The organism is Larkinella rosea, from assembly GCF_003858635.1.
In the GTDB taxonomy this organism is placed as follows: domain Bacteria; phylum Bacteroidota; class Bacteroidia; order Cytophagales; family Spirosomataceae; genus Larkinella; species Larkinella rosea.
In genome coordinates, this window is the sequence record NZ_RQJO01000010.1 from 28413 (window position 1) to 45779 (window position 17367).

The following is a 17367-nucleotide window of genomic DNA, read 5'->3' on the forward strand; positions in this document are numbered from 1 at the left end:
TACGGTATAAATCTGATTGTAAGTCTGTTAAAAAGTAAGAACACTGTCGCCGGTGCGGACTTCAAACGTCTGGCCGGAATGGAAAACGACCGGTTTTCCTTTGGATTCTTCACTGATGGTGGCCGACCGGAGTGTCAGCTTCTGCCCGTTGGCTGCTTCCACCGCGTAAATCCGGAATTCTAGTAAATCTTTTTTCCGGAACAGGTCGTTGCCGGCCTGCTTGATCCGGGTAACTTCTCCAAAAGCCGTTGCCCCGGCCTGAATGACGACTTCGCCCTCGCTGACAACCGCATCAATAACCCGGAACCGGATTGTCTGCCCTTCCTGCGCATTCGACGATGAAAGATCCGCATTCAGAGACAATTTCACCGGCAACCGCCTGACAGCAATTGACTTGCGAGTAACCGGACGTTTGACGGGTTCGGGGACCGGTTCGGTCGTTGGGGGCACAACGGGTTCTTCTTTCGTTTTCGGGACCGGTTTTTCTTCCACGGATTTTGGCTGTTCGGTTCGGGGTTTTACCGAACGCGGTTTTTTAGGCTCCGCCGTTTTGGGCTCTTCCGTTTCAACCGGTGCGGGTGCCGGAACGCGGTTTTCCGGGACATTAGGTTCGGAATAGGCAATCGGCACAATGGTATCTTTCGTTACTTCTGGTTTCTTTTTCCCCGTTAAACCGGCGTTGAGTTGCGGACTTACCGTATTCTGCCCGGGCTGAACGGGGCGATCCAGCAACATCAGGCTCAGGAAAATAACCGCTACGATGGTCAGCCCTCCGGCCAGCAAAAGCTCCCAGTTGCTGCGAATCCAAGCGGGAGCCTGCTGGGTCAAAAACCGCCCCGGAATGATCGAATCAGCTCTTTTGGTGGCTGCAATGTTCCGTTTCGGCTGAATTTCCACCACATCTGTCACCGGCAGCGGGGGCAAAATCCGGGCCGGATCGAGAATTGGCGCGGAAGCAAAAAACGGTTGTAAGGCTTTCTGAAATTCTTTGGCGTCGGCAAACCGCTTGGCCGGATTTTTTTCCAGCGCTTTTTGCACAATGGCTTCCAGTTCCTTCGGAATCTGGCCGTGCAGCTTCCGCAGTGGCATCGGTTTTTCGCGGACAATGGCCTGCATCAGTTCATAATCCGTCCGGCTGGCAAACGGCAATTTCCCGGAAAGCAATTCGTAAAGCAGAACCCCCATCGCGTAAATGTCGGAAGCGGGCGAAGGCTCCTGGCCTTCAATCAGTTCCGGAGCCATGTATTCGAGAGTCCCCACAATCCGGTTGGCCTGCGTTAATCGCTGCTCTCCTTTGACGCGGGCAATCCCGAAATCCATTAGCTTAATGGTTCCTTCGGGGGTCAGCATCAGGTTGGCAGGTTTGATGTCACGGTGCAGAATTCCCTTGCGGTGGGCGTGTGCCATACCTTCCAGGCCCTGTCTGACAATCTCCGCAGCAACGGCGGGCGACATCGCACCGGCCCTGCGAATCAGGGGTTCCAGACTATCGCCCTCGACATACTCCATCGCCATGAAATAATCGGAGCCTTCCTGCAAAAAGTTGTAAACAACGGCAATATTCGGATGATTCAACCGCGCCAGAATCAGGGCCTCATTCCGAAACCGCTCCATGAATGTCGTCTGCGAAACCAGGTGCGAATGAAGCATTTTGACCGCCACCAACCGTTGCAGCAGCATATCGGTTGCCTGATAAACCGTTCCCATCCCGCCTTCGCCCAGTAAGGTTTCAATGCGGTAGTGTTGGATCAGTCGGCCTTTCATGGTGAGTGTCTGGTTATTCATGAGGAAGTTCGTAATCAAGCGTAATGGGCACTTCAATTTCGCGGGTTTCGCGGGGTGGCGGCTGAACGCTGGTGGTGGTTCGCTCAGCCAGCACCACGGTGATGTTGTCGTGACCGCCCCGGTTTTTCGCCATCTGAACCAGTTCAGCGGCCACATTCGGTAAACTTTCCTGCTGCAACAGTCGAATCAGATCATCTTCCCGGCAGTATTCGTACAAACCGTCGGAACAGAGCAACAGGCGGTCGCCGGGGTCGAAAGGTAAAATGCACCGGCCGATATCCACGCGCAGGTCGGGTTTGGTTCCCATCGCCTGCGTCAACACATTTCGTTCGGGGTGTCGGGCGGCCGTAGCTTCATCAATTTCGCCTTTTTTGATCAGTTCCTGCACGTAAGTGTGGTCTTCGGTCAACTGAATCAACTGGCCGTTTTTGAAGAGATAAGCCCGACTATCGCCCACATGCGCAAAAACAATCTGTTCGTTGTGAACCACGACGGCGGTGCAGGTGGTGCCCATGCCGCGGAAGGTTTCGTGTTGGTGCGACTCGTCGTAAATCTGCCGGTTAGCCAGTTGAAACGCCCGCATCAAACTCTTTTCAGCGGTGTCGCGGTGCTGGAAATATTCCCGGCTGACAATTTCGGCGGCCATCTGACTCGCAATTTCACCGGCCAGATGCCCGCCCATTCCATCGGCGACGAGCAGCAGATACCCTTTGAACCGCCGGATGCCTTCGTCTGCCAATCGGACAAATAAACCGGTATCTTCGTTGTTCTTGCGGACATTGCCAATGTCTGAGACTACCACAGCATTCAGGTCGCCGGTGGCGGTGGGTGGTGTTGTCGGTTCCGTTTCGATAGAGGTGGCCGTTGTAACCTCTTCTCTCGTCGGCTCCGACAACACCGGTTTTACGTTTTTCCCGAAAAGATGCTTTAAAAAATTTCTCATGGTGTATGCTCGCATCTGGTTTTCAAAGCCTCTTTTCTGTTGAACGATTAGTCTACGACCTGACGACGGCCCATCAATTCCAGACCGTAGGAAATGGGAACGGCGAAGGTGACGCGGGTGGCATCGCGGGAACTGTTGCTGGCGGTGAAAATCCCGATGACGTTGCCTTCCTTGTCGAAAACCGGTCCTCCACTGTTGCCCGCTCCCGTGGCGTTGACCGTCAATTGGTAATAGTCGCCAAATTCGCTGTAATAGCTGGCCGCTTTCCCGGTATTTTGCCCTTTGATGACCTTTCCAATGTTGCCGGGCGTAACGGTTACATCCGGCACTTTGACAAACTGCGGATTGCGATTGGCGAAATCGGACGAATTTTCACCCACAAAAACGTCCGGCGAAATTCCGGGGTAACCCATGACGGTAACCAACTGACCGGAAGCAATATCTTTTCCGGCATCCCGCAGCTTCACCGGCGACAGCGGTTCGACCAGGTCGATTTTAATCATCGCTACGTCGTGTTTTGGTGAGATAATGGGTTTTCCAGTGGCCGGGAAACGCTGTTCGTTTTTGTTGAAGGTCACGTCGAGATAGGTATTGACGCCTTCGATCACTTTGCCCGACATCGGTTTTTTACCGAAGAATTTCGTTTCAGACGGTACCCAGCGGAATTCCTGCACCGGTTGCGGGCTTACATCCCAGCCTTTCGCACCCTGCACCAGCAGGATTCCCGGGAACGCATCCGCCGGAAAATCGTAGTAGGAATTCCAGGCCGCGGCCACGTGCCGGTTGGTCAGAATGTGTCCCTGTTCCGACACCACAAAACCCGAACCGCTGGCACCGTGCATCGCAATGGGCTGACCCACAGCAACATCCTTCTTCAATCCGAGCAAAGGTTCGACCACGCCGGGTTCTACTTCAATGTACATCGGAACGTTTTTAATGCTGCCGTCCCATTGTTTAACCGGCAGATACTGGTGGTAAATATCATCACCGGTCGGTGTGTAAATCAGTTTGTAACCAAATTCGATGAAAACGACTTTGCTGGTGTTGGCCGACGCAATCTGTTCAGACGACAGGCCGGTTTCGGGTTTCACCGCGTTATGAATAATTGGCGTGCGGTTCACAACGACAGTAGTCGTTGTTCCGATTTTGTCCTTGAACGCATAACCAATCGTAGACAGAATCACCAGAATCACCGCAGCGACCAGCATGATGGAGCGCGTGCTCTTTTTGCGTTCGGTCACCATCATGCGCTCCACGGTTTGTTTGCCCAGACCGACTTTAACCGGTATGTTACTCAGGTCATCCACTTCAGAACCCGGGGCCGGAATTGGCATTTTGATTTCGCTGGTGGCTTTGAACGAACCGGGCATTTCCACAAATCGCGTGCTTTGCATCAGTTCGATGGGGCGCGGATTCAGATCAAATTGAAAAACCGGTCCACCCTGACCCAGCTGGATTTCGTCGCCCGGTTGCAAAACCGCCGAACCGGTGATGCGGGTTTTGTTGACGAAAATACCGTTGCGGGAATTATTATCGACCACTTTGAAAGTTGGAATTTCCCCTTCTACTTTCACAATTTTACCGTGTTCGCGGGAAACCGTCGAGTCGAGTTCGGGATCGAAACGCAGGTCGTTGGCGACTCCGCGTCCGAAAGAAAGTTCTGAATACTTCTTGTAGTCGAATTCTTCGACCTGATTGGCTTTGGTTCCGGTTACGTGACGAATGACGAAACGATCGATTTGCGTTGACATGACTGAGCGTAGTTAATATTATTTTCGAGTTGGAAATTTGTGCTGTTTGAACGATACAAAGTTGGGGAATCCATGAGCGGTAGTAAATCAGGAAAAGCCCTGATTTTCAGGCCCGGGAAACCTATATTTTGCGTCTATAGGAAAACCTGTATTTTGCAAAAGGTCATTGTACTTGAAGGTTTTATATCCGTACTTTCGGTTACATACTTCTCTTCCCAGACGATGCGCACCCTTCTGCTTCTGCTTCTTTCCGGTTCGGCGGCCATTGCCCAAAGCCCGGTAATTGACTCGCTGCAAAACCGGTTGAAGCAGCTTCTACCCGACAGTTCCCGCGTTCTGACCCTACACGAGCTGGCAACCAATTACTGGTGGAACGGGTACGATTCGCTCGCCATTCAGGCATTGCGGCAAGGCATGCGGGTCGGGAAACAGGCCAACTATCCGACGGGCGTCATCCGTGCGCGGCTGGCGCTGGCCCGCATCGAAGCCGACTATCTTTCCGATACCAAATCGGCTCACGCTCAATTGGATACGGCCCAAACCGAATCTATTGCCATTCACGATCTGTCGTTGCAGGGGCAGGTTTTTCTACGCCGGGCGCAGCTTTATTCAAACATCATGGCCAAACTGCCGGAAGCCCGGACGCTGTTGCAGAAAGCCCTGGCGAAGTTTCTGGAAGCCCACGACCGGCGTTGGGAAGCGCAGGCCTACAACGAACTGGCGATTATGCAAATGGGTGAAGGTCAGTATGTTGAAGCCATCAATCTCTGGCTCAAAGCCCGACGGATTCAGGAGAGCATGAACGACCTGAAAAGTCTGCGGGCTACGCTGCCGAATCTGGGAGCCGCTTACCTGAAACTTAACCGGTATGACGATGCCCTGGCGTGTTTTGCCGAAGGCGAAAAAATTGCCAATCAGTTGAATGACCAGATGGTCAAGTACTTTTTGATGAGTCGGAAAGCGGAAATTTTCGAGAAAAAGAAACAATTTCCGGCGGCATTAGCCATTTATCTGAATCTGGTGAAGGCGTACGAAAAACCGTATCAGCCCAGTAGCCTGGCCCGGACGTACGGCGCCGTTGGTCGGATGTACATTGAGTTAAAAGACTATCAAAAAGCCCTGACGTATTCGCAATTGTCGCAGGATACGTACCGGAAAACCGTCGAGAAATCGCAGGAAGCTCTCGAGCACAATGCCCAGCACAATTTTGGGGAGATTTACCTCGGCCTGAAACAATATAACCGCGTGATTCCGTACGCGCAGGCGGGTCTGGCCTGGACCAGGGACGTCCACGAAATGCGCCCCGAACGAACGGCCTACCTGCGTCAATTGGCCATGGCTTACGATCATCTAAACCAGCCTGCCAAAGCGCTGTATTATTATAAGTGGTATAAGGCCGAGGCCGATACAATGCTAAATGAAGAAGCCATTCAGAAAGTAACGATGGCCAGTATGACGTATGATTTTGAGAAAAAACAGCAGGTCACCCGCTTGCAACAGGCACAACAGAAAACCCGGATTGCGTCGCTGGAAAATGATCAGTTGGAACAATCCCGTAACTTCCTGATTGCCTTACTGGTATTGAGTGGTGGAACGCTCGGGTATGTGTTCTGGAGCAACCGGCGGCTTCGGACCAAAAACGATGAGCTTTCCCGTAAAAACGCCGAAATCGAAGCGGCTTTGTACCGGGGTCAGACAATGGAGCGGAAACGGGTCGCCAGCGAATTACACGACAGTGTGGCGGCTAAAGTGTCGGCCCTGAAATGGCGGCTCGAAGCGATGGACACCTCGCAATTTGACGGCGATCAGCAGCGCGAACACAACCGTTTGCTGGATCACATGGGCGAAGTGTACGACGACATCCGGACGATTTCCCATAACCTAATGCCCGAAATCCTGGAGAAACAGGGCCTTCAGGCGGCTTTAATCAAATTGACCGATACATTGAACGTGCAAAACCGCACCCGGTTTATGCTGGAAGTAGACGACTCGGGCGCGGATGTTCGGGGAAAAACCGCCTATGAACTTTACGCCATTTCGCTCGAACTGGTCAATAATATTCTGAAACACGCCAAAGCCCGCAGTGCCGGAATCGTCCTGCACCGTCAGAACGGTTTTTTGAAGCTGACCATTCAGGACGACGGTCTGGGGATCGATGGAAGCAAGTTTTCGGATGGTGTGGGCATGCGCAACATTCAGTCGCGACTCGAACGGCTGGGCGGTACCTTCTTTGTTTCAACCCCCGAACCGGGCGGCACCTGCGTCGATGTCGAGATCCCAATCGCCAGCTAAAACACTGGATGACAGCCTTATAACAAACCGTGCCGGACGGCGTATTTGATAATTCCGATTGAGTTTTTGACGCCCAGTTTACGAAGAATGTTGTGGCGGTGCGTCTCGACGGTGCCCGGACTGATGAAGAGTTTTTCGGCAATGGCGTTGGTCGACAATTCCTGGGCTACGAGTCCAATGATTTCCAGTTCGCGGTCCGTTAGGGGCGCCAGCGGTGCGGGGGCTTCATCTACGGCACGAGCCACCGGTACAGGCAGCGCGACCAATTGCGTCATGACCGATTCGGAGAAGTATTTTTCGCCCCGGGCCACGGTTTTGATCGCTTTTTCCAGTTCAGCCTTCCCGGCTTTTTTCATCACGTATCCCGAAATACCGGCCCGGAACGCTTCCCGAATGCTGTCAGCATCTTCCGAAACCGTTAGCATCAGGACTTTGATGTGGGGAAAATGCTGCCGGACTTTCAGGGTCAAATTGATGCCGTCGAGGTTCGGCATGTTCATGTCCGAGAGGAGAATATCAGCCTCGTTATCCCTCAAATAGTCGACGACCTCCCGGCTATCGTTCAGGGTTCCAACCACTTCAACACCTTCAATCCGGCCCAGCAGCATCGCCAGGCTGTCTAGAATTATTTCATGATCATCAGTAAGAAGTACACGTATTGGGGTCATAAGGTACAGAGTCTAGGTAAGTCTCGCGGTGGTTATTTCAAAGATAAAGAGGATTCAGGATACTGCAATTAATGATATGGAAGGTGATAAAAATCCCGGCTATTTTACGAATAGTCGGGAATGAAACAAATCTATTCCGGAAGTTTATACTGTTGAATTATGCAGTTAATCTCCTTCCAGCAGTTTTAATAAAGCTTTCAATTCATCATCGGAAATGGTACTCCGTTCAGATTTGTCGTAGATATATGACAAGGTGATGGTTTCATCAACGATTTTAACGTAAGTAATTACTCGGGCGCCACCAGACTTTCCGGTTCGTTTAGAAGCAATTTTTAATCGCACTTTGTAAAAATTGCTTCCCAAAGACTCACCAAGTGAAGGATTCTCAAGAAGCTCTTTTCCTAGTTGGGCTAAATCAATTGCAATGGAAGGGTATTTTCTGGCCAGCCGTTTCAACTGCCGGTCAAATACGGCCAGCGTCAGAATTTTATAACTCATTGAGCAGATCTGCTAATGGACGGGCTAGCTTTGTACCTTGTTCAATCTCTTTTAGCTCCTGAATAGCCTCTTTTAACTCCGAAATAAGTTGTTCCTTCGTTGGCTCTTCAACCTCATATCCCGCCAATTCCGTATACCGCTTTTTAAGACGTTTCCAATCCTGCATCGGGATAAAAACTCCCGTTGGATTGCCCTTACTGTCGTGAATGACTTGGAGATTCATAAATTCTTGCTTTTATCAAATATAGCCGAAATTCTCAATGATGACAAATAGCTAACTTTTGGTATGCACTCAACTTGCTATTACGTCTCTGACTGATTCTGTTTTCATAAAAAAACGCCCGGCTTCATCAGCCGGGCGTTTCCAAATACCATTGTACTTATTAGTCCAATTCCGGAACAACCTTGTCCAGGTTATAGAAGATAATATCTTCTTTTCCGTCTTCACCTTCGTTCAACATCATACCAACTACGGCGTTTTTCTGAATCCGGCCGGCCAGAATTTCCTTCGACAGGGCGTTCAGGATGCGACGCTGCATGACACGCTTCAGCGGGCGGGCCCCAAACTGCGGATCGAACCCTTCCTCAGCGATTTTATCCAGCACTTCCTGATCGGCTTCGATGACCATGCCCTGTTCGGCTAAACGGTCCTGAATGCTTTTGAATTGCAGATTGACAATCTTGCGAATTTCGCGTTTGGTCAACGGCTGGAACATCACCAGTTCATCGATCCGGTTCAGAAATTCGGGACGTAACGTCTGTTTCAACAGTTCAAATACTTCTTCTTTGGTATCCTCAATCACCTGATCGTGGTTCCAGTCTTCGATTTTCGACAACCGTTCCCGAATGATGTGGCTACCAATGTTCGAGGTCATAATGATGATCGTGTTCTTGAAATTGGCGACCCGGCCTTTGCTATCGGTCAGACGACCGTCGTCCAGCACCTGCAACAGGATGTTGAACACATCAGGATGGGCCTTTTCAATTTCGTCGAGCAAAATCACGCTATACGGTTTCCGGCGGACGGCCTCGGTCAACTGACCTCCTTCGTCGTAACCGACATAACCCGGAGGAGCTCCAATCAATCGGCTAACGGCGTGACGTTCCTGAAACTCCGACATATCGATCCGCACCAGTGAGTTTTCATCGTTGAACAGATAATCGGCCAGGGCCTTCGCCAACTCGGTTTTTCCGACGCCGGTGGTTCCCAGAAAAATGAACGATCCGAGCGGACGTTTGGGGTCCTGCATCCCGGCCCGGCTCCGGCGTACGGCATCCGAAACCGCCTGAATAGCTTCTTCCTGACCCGCCACCCGTTTCGAGAGTTCGTCTTCCAGATGCAGTAATTTCTCGCGTTCCGATTCCATCATCCGACTGACCGGAATGCCCGTCCACTTGGCCACCACCTCAGCAATATCGTCGGAAGTGACTTCTTCCTGCAACAGATTCTGGCCGTCGCCTTCTTTTTTCACCAGCTCATCCAGCCGGGTTTGCATCTCGGGCAACCGACCGTAGCGGATTTCGGCAACTTTGCCGTAATCGCCGGAGCGTTCGGCCTGTTCGGCTTCCGATTTCAACTGATCGAGCTGTTCTTTCAGCGTCCGAACTTCGTTCACCGATTGCTTCTCTACTTCCCAGCGGGCTTTCAGGCTGTTCCGCGACTCGTTCAGGTCTTCGATTTGCCGGTTCAACAGGCTTTCCTTGTCCCGATCCGACTCCCGGCGAATGGCTTCGCGCTCAATCTCCAGTTGCATGATCCGGCGGTTCAGTTCGTCGAGTTCTTCCGGTACCGAATCAATTTCCAGCCGCATTTTAGCAGCCGCTTCGTCCATCAGGTCAATGGCTTTATCGGGCAAAAACCGGTCGGAAATATAGCGGTTAGACAGCTCGACGGCGGCAATCACCGCGTCGTCTTTGATCCGAACACCGTGGTGCAATTCGTATTTTTCCTTGATCCCGCGCAGAATCGAAATGGCATCTTTCACATCGGGTTCGTCCACCAAAACCGTCTGGAACCGCCTTTCTAGGGCTTTATCTTTTTCGATGTATTTCTGATACTCCTTCAGTGTCGTGGCACCGATGGCGTGCAACTCGCCCCGCGCCAGAGCTGGTTTCAGCAGGTTGGCCGCGTCCATCGCGCCATCTCCACCACCAGCACCCGCGCCAATCAGGGTATGAATTTCGTCAATGAACAACACGATTTCGCCTTCCGAATCGGTCACTTCCTTGATAACTGCTTTTAGCCGTTCTTCAAATTCACCCTTGTATTTGGCTCCCGCCACCAGCAAACCCATGTCGAGCGACACAATGATCTTCGACTTCAGGTTTTCGGGAACGTCGCCCTGCACAATGCGCTGGGCCAGCCCTTCCACGATGGCGGTTTTTCCGACGCCTGGTTCACCGATCAGCATCGGGTTGTTTTTGGTCCGCCGACTCAGGATCTGGAGTACCCGGCGGATTTCTTCATCCCGGCCAATGACGGGATCAATCTTCCCTTTTTCGGCCAGTTCGTTCAGGTTTTTACTATACCGTTCCAGTGAGCGGTATTTTGCTTCCGCATTTTGATCTTTCACAGGGTTATTTTTTCCACGTAGTTCTTTAATCGCTTCTTTCAATACTTTTTCGGTAAATCCGACGTCTTTTAACAACGTAGCTACCGAATCTTTGCCACTGGCTAATCCCAGGAGAATCAGTTCGATGCTGACGTATTCATCGCCAAATTCTTTGAGAAAACCGGTGGCCCGCTGTAACGCCGAATTCAGGTCATTACCGAGGTAAATGTTGGGAGTTCCCTGCGCACCGACCGATACTTTCGGGTATCCGCTGACAATCGCATCCAGCGCCAGCGTCAGACGGCTCGAATTGATACCGGTTTTTTTCGACAGAAAACCCATTGTGTTAGGATCCTCATCGACAATGGCTTTCAGCACGTGACCGGTTTCCACCGATTGCTGCTGATTTCCCTGCGCAATCTGGGCCGCCTGCTGGATGACCTCCTGCGCTTTAATGGTGTATGAGTTTAAGTTCATGGTTGTGGGTTAAACGATGCCGGACACACGTTCTAACAACATTCGCACAGCATCCGTTTTAGTTGATGCTACACTAGTAACAAACGAAAGGCCAGTCGGTTTTTTCGGACAATTTGGCGGAATTTCCGCGATTTTTGGGTGAAATACTGGCCATTTTGGCACTATTACGCACGAATCAGGCTTCCCTAATTTTGAGGGAAAGAAAAACAAGAAATAGAATCTGCAAATCCTATTGCGCACAAAACCGGTCAATTAGATCGGCTGATGGAAACGACAAAAGATTTCGGTTGTTTCCTGAAAAGAACAAATGAAAAAAAAGAAATATAGTCAGTACGAAATAAAGTAACCCCTACGATTCAAGCGAATTAACCGTTACATTTATCCGTTACATTTTTCAGCACAGATTCCGTTCAACGTATGAAGATCAGAACTATTTCTCTCGTTTTTGCAGCGGTTTTGCTTCTGTCTGGTTGTGGTGGCAAAAAGAATCCGGATCCAGACCCTCAGCCGCAGACGTGTCTGGTCAGCGAAGTCCCCGATTTGTATTTTGATTCCAGCCCGTTTACAGTTGTGTATGATGCCAGCAACCGGGTATCGGCCATCAAGCAATTTTCATTTAATCTGTTTTCGTTTACCTATGACGCAAGTGGCCGGATCACGAAATTTCAGGTTAGCACTTCCTTACCGGAAAATCTCGGTGCTAAAGAACATACGGTAACGTACGACGCCAGCGGCCGTATTGCCACCGTTTCTGCCATCGACAACGGCCAAGCCGTGACGGCAACGACTTCGTTTGACACCCAAAACCGGATTACAAAAGTTACCGTTACTGACCCGCGCGGGCAGCGCAATTATTACAAACGCATGGAATACAATGCGGCCGGAAATGTAACGAAAGTCTTTTATGCCAAAGATGCCGATGCTGAAAAACTCTACGCTGAATATACATACGACGATAAAAAGTCCCCTTTTTCCAGTCAAACAGCTTTTCAGCTTATTCCGCTGATCTCATCCCTCGCCGATCGGAGTCACTACCTGAGCACCAACAACCCGACGCAGTACAAAGATACCGGTTATGGCTATACGGCTACGTATCAGTATACCAATGACTTACCCACGGAACTATCCATGCTGCTGCAGCAAACCGGCAACCCTTCCATCGTAAATAAAGAAAAAGAATACAAGTACACTTGTAAATGAGCGGGCATCGGGATAACGACCCGGGGCCAAATTGCTACCCGATGCCCTTACCCCGATGCCCGCTGCTCAGTTAAATCGACGTATACGAATACGATTCAGCTTCTTCATTCGGGTTTTCGTCTTCCCAGCCGTTTTCATAGTCTTCAAATTCGGCTTCAACATCCTCTACTTCACCCGCAAAAGGTTCAAATTTCCCGCGTGGCAACCATTTGACCAGTATTCCCGCAACAGCCACAGAGAAAGCCGCTGCTGACAGGGCGATGGCGTTATTTTTCCCGTATTGTTTAGTAGCGATTCCTGCAAAACCCGCCACAAATGGCAACAGGTAATACGGATCGTTGAGCCGCCGGGCCACGGCATAGGCCACGCCGGTCGTTGCGCCCAGTACGCCGATAAAAACCGGTGTATCGCGAGCGGGGTCCGGTTTCCAGATTTTCAGATTATACAACAAATTCGGGGTGCCAACCACCGAGGCCGCCGTCAACCAACCCGCATAGAGACTAAACGGAATCCGCAGGTATTTTTCCGGGGCATCCACTTCGGTTTCACCAATTTCGAGTTGTTGATGCAATGCCAAAGCGACGGGCAAACTGGCTTTCGTGACCACATCCGAACCAATCATGCTTTCCATTCGGGTGTCCGAAAAGAGCCGTCCGAAAACCGCATTGAGTACGTAACTGATCGCCAGCCAGGGGGCAGCCCGGTGGAATCGCGGATTTCCCTGCTGAGAAGGTAAAGCCTGGTAAACGGCGTAAGCCGCCGTTCCGGCATAGATTGTCGACCACACGGTTCCGAACGTCCAGCCATCCGGAACGATCGGATTTTCGTCGAAAACACGGCGGTATTCCGGCAAGACATTGTCTTCCGCGAAATCCGTATCGTCATCCTTCTTTTTAACAGCCGAAGTCGTCGGTCGACTTGCGGTTGCAGTAACGGTGTAGATAATGCTGGCAACCACCAGAACAGCGGTTCCAATTCGTCCTAACAATGAATTCGTTCTCATGTTTTCTGATTGATTGCGTGGAAAGATAGCAAGCAAATCCTGCTAATGGCTAACAATCAGAACCGGGAGATGTTGGAAAAAAAGTTTTTTTTGGAGAGAGAAGTAAGAAAATAGACATGAGACAAGAGAATTAAAACGGCGGTGTTTCCGGTTTTTACTCTCTTGTCTTCCTTCTTTACGCTTATTTTATCACCACTTTGAGGTCGATTTGCTTCAATTTGGGTTTGCCGACGGCGGTTGAGTCCCCCGGTTTGATCCCCGTTCCCAACCCGATTGCGTCGACGCGGATGTAATTAATGCCCGACCGGATCAGTTGATTTTTGACTTTCAGGACCCGCATAACTGACAACGCTTTGTTACCCATCGGCGGAATAGCGTCGTTGGCGTAACCCACCAGCCGAATTTGAACGACCGGAGACTTCTTCAGCAGGGTAGCTATTTCTTCGACTGTTACCAAACCAGCTGGTTTTAGCTGATCCGTACCGGGCTCGAAATCCAGCGTTGGAATTTTGAAACTCCGGCCTTCCGGGGCCTGGGCATTGGCAAGATAAGCGGCCAGCGCCGAGGTTGAAGAGCCCGCCGTGACTCCGGCCACCGGCAAGGCTGCGGTCGCTGCAGAATCGGTCCGGGCGGGAGTTGCCGGACGAAGTTTGGCCGAATCAACCGGGGCAACAACTGTCGAATCAACAAACTCCGTGGAATTTGCCGACTCCTCGTTTGCCGACGAATACGACTGCGTATTGTTCCAGATATAATATCCCGCTGCGGCCAGAGCCAGCACCACCAGAGCACCTACCCCCCATTTCACCAGCGAGCCATTGCCTTCTTCTTCCGGTTCGGGCGAAAACCGCTGCCGCTCCTGAACCGGCGAGCGCTCGGCCACACTGGAACGCTTGGCAGGTGTAACCCCTACCGCCAGTAATTGCTGGATATTCAGCCCTTCGGCAATCCGGTCGAGCAGTCGTTCGGGCGTCAATTCAATCAGGTGATCACGCTGATCGGCCAATAAGGCGGCCAGTCCGTCGGCATCCAGTTTTTTCTCAACCACCAGCTTGTTCAGCGTGCCTAAAACCAGCGGAGTCACCAAACCCAGCAGCGTAATGGCCGCCGAATTTTTGATATTGGCATAACCGGAAATAGCCAGTCCAATGGCACTTTTCATCGCGGGCAGCAGGTGGCTGATGCTGTTACTGCCCATTTCAGACAGCCGGGTAAGTTGTTCCGGGTCGCGGAGCAGTTCAGGAAATGTTGCCACTAAATGAGCATCGAATTTCCCTTTCTGTATCGCATTATATAATTGATTCACCCCAATTTCGGTCGTCGTCCGTTTCATCAAACCGGCCACTACCGTGTGAATAAGCCCTTCAAGAGCGGTCCGGGTTTTTTCCGGACTTTCATCAACGTAATAGGCCGCTCGGGAAACAACCGAATCGGTCAGGTTTTCTTTCAGTTCGACTAATAAATTCATAAAGACAATATTGCATGGGAACTACACATCAACACAAAGAGCACATCCGCAACCACAACGCTGACGAATACAATATGAGTGATAAAGTTAGACAAAAAAAAGAAGCAAGAAGCGGGAAGTGAAAAACAGGAATAAATTTTAGACAAAAAAAAGAAGCAGTGGATGGAAGTTAGAGAATAGAAGTAATAAATAGGAAGAAAAGAATTTAAAGAACGGTTTTGCGTATAAATCTTTTCTTCCTGACTACATCCTCATCCGCTGCGCTTTTCAGGCGCCCTGAAACTGCCGGAGAAACCGGACGTCGTTTTCGGTATAGAGCCGCAGGTCGTTTACGCCGTAGCGTAGCTGCGTAATCCGTTCAACGCCCATGCCAAACGCATAACCCGTATATTCTTCCGGGTCAACCCCGCAATTGATTAACACATTCGGATCGACCATGCCCGAACCGGCAATTTCGACCCAGCCGCTGTACTTGCAAATGTTGCACCCTTTGCCGTGGCAAATCTGGCAGGAAATGTCAATTTCGGCACTCGGTTCGGTAAACGGAAAATACGACGGACGGAAGCGAATCTTCACATCCTTGGCAAACATTTCCTTTACAAAGTGATACAGCGTGTCTTTCAGGTCTTTAAAACCGACATTCTTATCCACGTACAAACCTTCCACCTGGTGGAACATGCAGTGCGCCCGGGCTGAAATGGCTTCATTACGGTACACCCGCCCCGGCATAATGGCCCGAATCGGCTGAAAGGTAGTCTTGTATTTCTGATGCTCCATCAACCGGATCTGGACGTTCGACGTATGCGTCCGCAGCAGCAGATCGGCGGAGGCTCCTTCGCTTTTTTTCTCCACGAAAAACGTATCCTGCATGTCGCGGGCCGGGTGGTTGTCCGGGAAATTCAGCGCGCCGAAGTTATACCAGTCGGTTTCAATTTCGGGTCCGTCGGCCACACTAAAACCAATCCGTCCGAAAATGCTGATGATTTGCTGACGAACGATGTTGAGCGGATGCTGCGCACCATATAAGGAAGGCAAAACCGGCAACGACAGATCGACGGGAGCCGCAACGTCGTCGGTCTGGCTGTTTTCGAGCAAGGTGCTGGAGTCTTTAAACCGTTGCTGGGCGAAATTCTTGAGCAAGTTCAACTCCTGCCCTACCGCCCGACGGTCTTCCGGCAGAACCTGTTTCAGCTTTTCAAACAGATCAGTAACAATCCCTTTCCGTCCAATATACCGCAGTCGAAACTGCTCCAACTGATCTTTCGATTGAATTTCGAAGGCTTCAATCTCCTGATAAACTTCTTTGACTTTCTCCAGCATACGCTTTGTATTCAATCCAGGTTGGGACAAAGATAACCATTTTCCGGGCTCTGGTAAACATACTTGTTACTTACTTAAAGGAAGTCCCGGTACGGTTGTTGGGCGCGGTATTGTTAACAGACGACTGAAATCCACCCATAAAATCATTACCCCGCAAAGGGTAATCTATTGATAATCAATACATATCTATTGTTACACAATCTTACTCAATCAATTATGGAATCAATCCTGCAGGAAAACCTTTTCGACCAAGTGTCCACAAAATTCCCCAAAAGTGTGGAAAAAAAGTCCACTTCCCCAATTTCTCCTAAACTACTCATTCCTTTTTATGACCGCAAAAGAACCATTTCTCTCGAAGAAATTGTCCGGCTGGAAGGATCCGGAAATTACACCAATTTCTTCCTGAAAGATGGAACGCGCATGCTGGTATCCCGTACCTTAAAAGAATACGAAGATTTGCTGGATGGCCAGGCTTTTGTCCGGGTTCATAAATCGTGTATCGTAAATCTAATGTATGTCCGCCGGTTTTATGTCAAGAAAGAAGGGGAACTGGAATTGAATGATGGACAGCAGGTAAAGATTTCTCGTCGCAGGGCTCAGAACTTCATGGATCGAATCCGTAATTTTTTACCCGCTTCGGTTCGTTAATGTTACCAAATATTCCTTGCACGGTGATGTGTAGTATACGCAAACCAGAGATACGTAGAAATACGTAATCGGTCAAGGGGATATACGGAATGTAACCGTTCTAATCAAGAACTAAAGGCTTGATTTTTAGTCGCTTAACTAAACAGTTGAGCCGCTAAAAGTCAAGCCTTCTTTCTTAGTGAACGGTAATTTGGTGTAGTTTTGATTCATCAGTAACAACAAAAAGACAGAAACAAAACTCTAATCGTCAAACACCATGGAATCGCTCGCATATCCTTCTCCTTCGACTCTGCAACCGTTGTTTCCCCGGATGTATCAACGCAATGCAAACCGCATCGCGCTGCCGTACCTGAATCGTAACATCATGATCTCGGTGGATGACGTGGTTAGTCTGCACGGAGAAGGGAACTACACGTTCATTACGACGCGTGACAAGAAGCGGTATTTGGTTTCTAAAACGTTGAAAGCGTTTGAACACATGCTGGATCAGACGATGTTCCTGCGCATTCACAAATCGACAATCATTAATCTGGCATACGTGCAATTCAGCGTATTTGCCACCGAGCGCGTGGTTCGCCTGACCGATGGCCAGGAAGTAACCATCTCGCGTCGCCGGATGAAAGAAATCAGCCAACGATTAAACTACTTTATGCAATCGCTTTTTAACTGATTGCATTGATAAAGAGCATACTTATTACGGTTTATTTTGGGTTAGTTGAGCAGAACGGCCGTTGTCGGCTCCCATTCGGGACGGGACAACGG

The 17367-nt window shown here is 50.3% G+C and carries 14 protein-coding genes; 4 read left to right on the forward strand and 10 right to left on the reverse strand.

The features are described from left to right. Positions 1-27: 27 nt before the first annotated feature. The 3 genes from EHT25_RS21050 to EHT25_RS21060 are packed head-to-tail and all read right to left on the reverse strand — an operon-like array spanning position 28 to position 4479. On the reverse strand, positions 28-1785 hold the full coding sequence (locus tag EHT25_RS21050; protein ID WP_185731441.1) for a serine/threonine protein kinase: 1758 nt from the start codon (positions 1783-1785) through the stop codon (positions 28-30). Beyond that, positions 1778-2728 carry a Stp1/IreP family PP2C-type Ser/Thr phosphatase gene (locus EHT25_RS21055; protein WP_185731442.1) on the reverse strand — a complete coding sequence of 317 codons (951 nt, stop codon included), beginning with the start codon at positions 2726-2728 and terminating at the stop codon, positions 1778-1780. The genes EHT25_RS21050 and EHT25_RS21055 overlap by 8 nt, the downstream gene beginning before the upstream one ends. 47 nt (positions 2729-2775) lie before the next feature. Beyond that, entirely contained in the window at positions 2776-4479 is a 1704-nt protein-coding gene (locus tag EHT25_RS21060; RefSeq protein WP_124877150.1) for a trypsin-like peptidase domain-containing protein, read from the reverse strand. A 222-nt stretch (positions 4480-4701) separates the two neighbouring features. Here EHT25_RS21060 and EHT25_RS21065 point away from each other — a divergent pair, with 222 nt between their 5' ends. Continuing rightward, complete coding sequence (locus tag EHT25_RS21065; protein WP_185731443.1) at positions 4702-6771, forward strand: tetratricopeptide repeat-containing sensor histidine kinase; 2070 nt, start codon at positions 4702-4704, stop codon at positions 6769-6771. A 17-nt stretch (positions 6772-6788) separates the two neighbouring features. Here the strand turns inward: EHT25_RS21065 and EHT25_RS21070 are convergent, their stop codons facing one another. The 4 genes from EHT25_RS21070 to clpB all read right to left on the reverse strand — a co-directional run bounded on the left by EHT25_RS21070 (position 6789) and on the right by clpB (position 10966). Further along, on the reverse strand, positions 6789-7439 hold the full coding sequence (locus EHT25_RS21070; RefSeq protein ID WP_124877152.1) for a response regulator: 651 nt from the start codon (positions 7437-7439) through the stop codon (positions 6789-6791). Positions 7440-7604: 165 nt separating this feature from the next. Then, positions 7605-7937 carry a type II toxin-antitoxin system RelE/ParE family toxin gene (locus EHT25_RS21075; RefSeq protein ID WP_124877153.1) on the reverse strand — a complete coding sequence of 111 codons (333 nt, stop codon included), beginning with the start codon at positions 7935-7937 and terminating at the stop codon, positions 7605-7607. After that, complete coding sequence (locus tag EHT25_RS21080; protein WP_124877154.1) at positions 7927-8160, reverse strand: hypothetical protein; 234 nt, start codon at positions 8158-8160, stop codon at positions 7927-7929. Before EHT25_RS21080 ends, EHT25_RS21075 begins: the two co-directional genes overlap by 11 nt. A 160-nt stretch (positions 8161-8320) precedes the next feature. Then, positions 8321-10966 carry an ATP-dependent chaperone ClpB gene (gene clpB / locus EHT25_RS21085; RefSeq protein WP_124877155.1) on the reverse strand — a complete coding sequence of 882 codons (2646 nt, stop codon included), beginning with the start codon at positions 10964-10966 and terminating at the stop codon, positions 8321-8323. A gap of 417 nt (positions 10967-11383) precedes the next feature. Here clpB and EHT25_RS21090 point away from each other — a divergent pair, with 417 nt between their 5' ends. Then, a complete protein-coding gene (locus tag EHT25_RS21090) occupies positions 11384-12166 on the forward strand; it encodes a hypothetical protein (RefSeq protein WP_124877156.1) in 783 nt (260 codons plus the stop codon). 70 nt (positions 12167-12236) lie between these two features. On the opposite strand, the gene EHT25_RS21095 is transcribed toward EHT25_RS21090, so the two are convergent. From EHT25_RS21095 to pheS, 3 genes are all read right to left on the reverse strand, one after another. Next, on the reverse strand, positions 12237-13169 hold the full coding sequence (locus EHT25_RS21095; protein ID WP_124877157.1) for a TspO/MBR family protein: 933 nt from the start codon (positions 13167-13169) through the stop codon (positions 12237-12239). Positions 13170-13350: 181 nt separating this feature from the next. Then, positions 13351-14637: a DUF937 domain-containing protein gene (locus EHT25_RS21100; protein WP_124877158.1), complete on the reverse strand. Its 1287-nt coding sequence runs from the start codon at positions 14635-14637 to the stop codon at positions 13351-13353. Between the two features lie 267 nt (positions 14638-14904). Continuing rightward, positions 14905-15957: a phenylalanine--tRNA ligase subunit alpha gene (gene pheS / locus EHT25_RS21105; RefSeq protein ID WP_124877159.1), complete on the reverse strand. Its 1053-nt coding sequence runs from the start codon at positions 15955-15957 to the stop codon at positions 14905-14907. Between the two features lie 216 nt (positions 15958-16173). Here pheS and EHT25_RS21110 point away from each other — a divergent pair, with 216 nt between their 5' ends. Together EHT25_RS21110 and EHT25_RS21115 are read left to right on the forward strand one after the other, a co-directional pair. Continuing rightward, entirely contained in the window at positions 16174-16605 is a 432-nt protein-coding gene (locus EHT25_RS21110) for a LytR/AlgR family response regulator transcription factor (RefSeq protein ID WP_124877160.1), read from the forward strand. A gap of 256 nt (positions 16606-16861) precedes the next feature. Further along, positions 16862-17275 carry a LytR/AlgR family response regulator transcription factor gene (locus EHT25_RS21115; RefSeq protein WP_124877161.1) on the forward strand — a complete coding sequence of 138 codons (414 nt, stop codon included), beginning with the start codon at positions 16862-16864 and terminating at the stop codon, positions 17273-17275. Positions 17276-17367: the final 92 nt, after the last annotated feature.

Coding starts and splice junctions, on each gene's coding strand:
- EHT25_RS21055 (WP_185731442.1), bottom strand. CDS start 2,728: ATGAGAAATTTTTTAAAGCATCTTTTCGGGAAAAACGTAAAACCGGTG.
- EHT25_RS21080 (WP_124877154.1), bottom strand. CDS start 8,160: ATGAATCTCCAAGTCATTCACGACAGTAAGGGCAATCCAACGGGAGTT.
- EHT25_RS21095 (WP_124877157.1), bottom strand. CDS start 13,169: ATGAGAACGAATTCATTGTTAGGACGAATTGGAACCGCTGTTCTGGTG.
- EHT25_RS21075 (WP_124877153.1), bottom strand. CDS start 7,937: ATGAGTTATAAAATTCTGACGCTGGCCGTATTTGACCGGCAGTTGAAA.
- EHT25_RS21090 (WP_124877156.1), top strand. CDS start 11,384: ATGAAGATCAGAACTATTTCTCTCGTTTTTGCAGCGGTTTTGCTTCTG.
- EHT25_RS21050 (WP_185731441.1), bottom strand. CDS start 1,785: ATGAATAACCAGACACTCACCATGAAAGGCCGACTGATCCAACACTAC.
- pheS (WP_124877159.1), bottom strand. CDS start 15,957: ATGCTGGAGAAAGTCAAAGAAGTTTATCAGGAGATTGAAGCCTTCGAA.
- EHT25_RS21070 (WP_124877152.1), bottom strand. CDS start 7,439: ATGACCCCAATACGTGTACTTCTTACTGATGATCATGAAATAATTCTA.
- clpB (WP_124877155.1), bottom strand. CDS start 10,966: ATGAACTTAAACTCATACACCATTAAAGCGCAGGAGGTCATCCAGCAG.
- EHT25_RS21100 (WP_124877158.1), bottom strand. CDS start 14,637: ATGAATTTATTAGTCGAACTGAAAGAAAACCTGACCGATTCGGTTGTT.
- EHT25_RS21110 (WP_124877160.1), top strand. CDS start 16,174: ATGGAATCAATCCTGCAGGAAAACCTTTTCGACCAAGTGTCCACAAAA.
- EHT25_RS21060 (WP_124877150.1), bottom strand. CDS start 4,479: ATGTCAACGCAAATCGATCGTTTCGTCATTCGTCACGTAACCGGAACC.
- EHT25_RS21065 (WP_185731443.1), top strand. CDS start 4,702: ATGCGCACCCTTCTGCTTCTGCTTCTTTCCGGTTCGGCGGCCATTGCC.
- EHT25_RS21115 (WP_124877161.1), top strand. CDS start 16,862: ATGGAATCGCTCGCATATCCTTCTCCTTCGACTCTGCAACCGTTGTTT.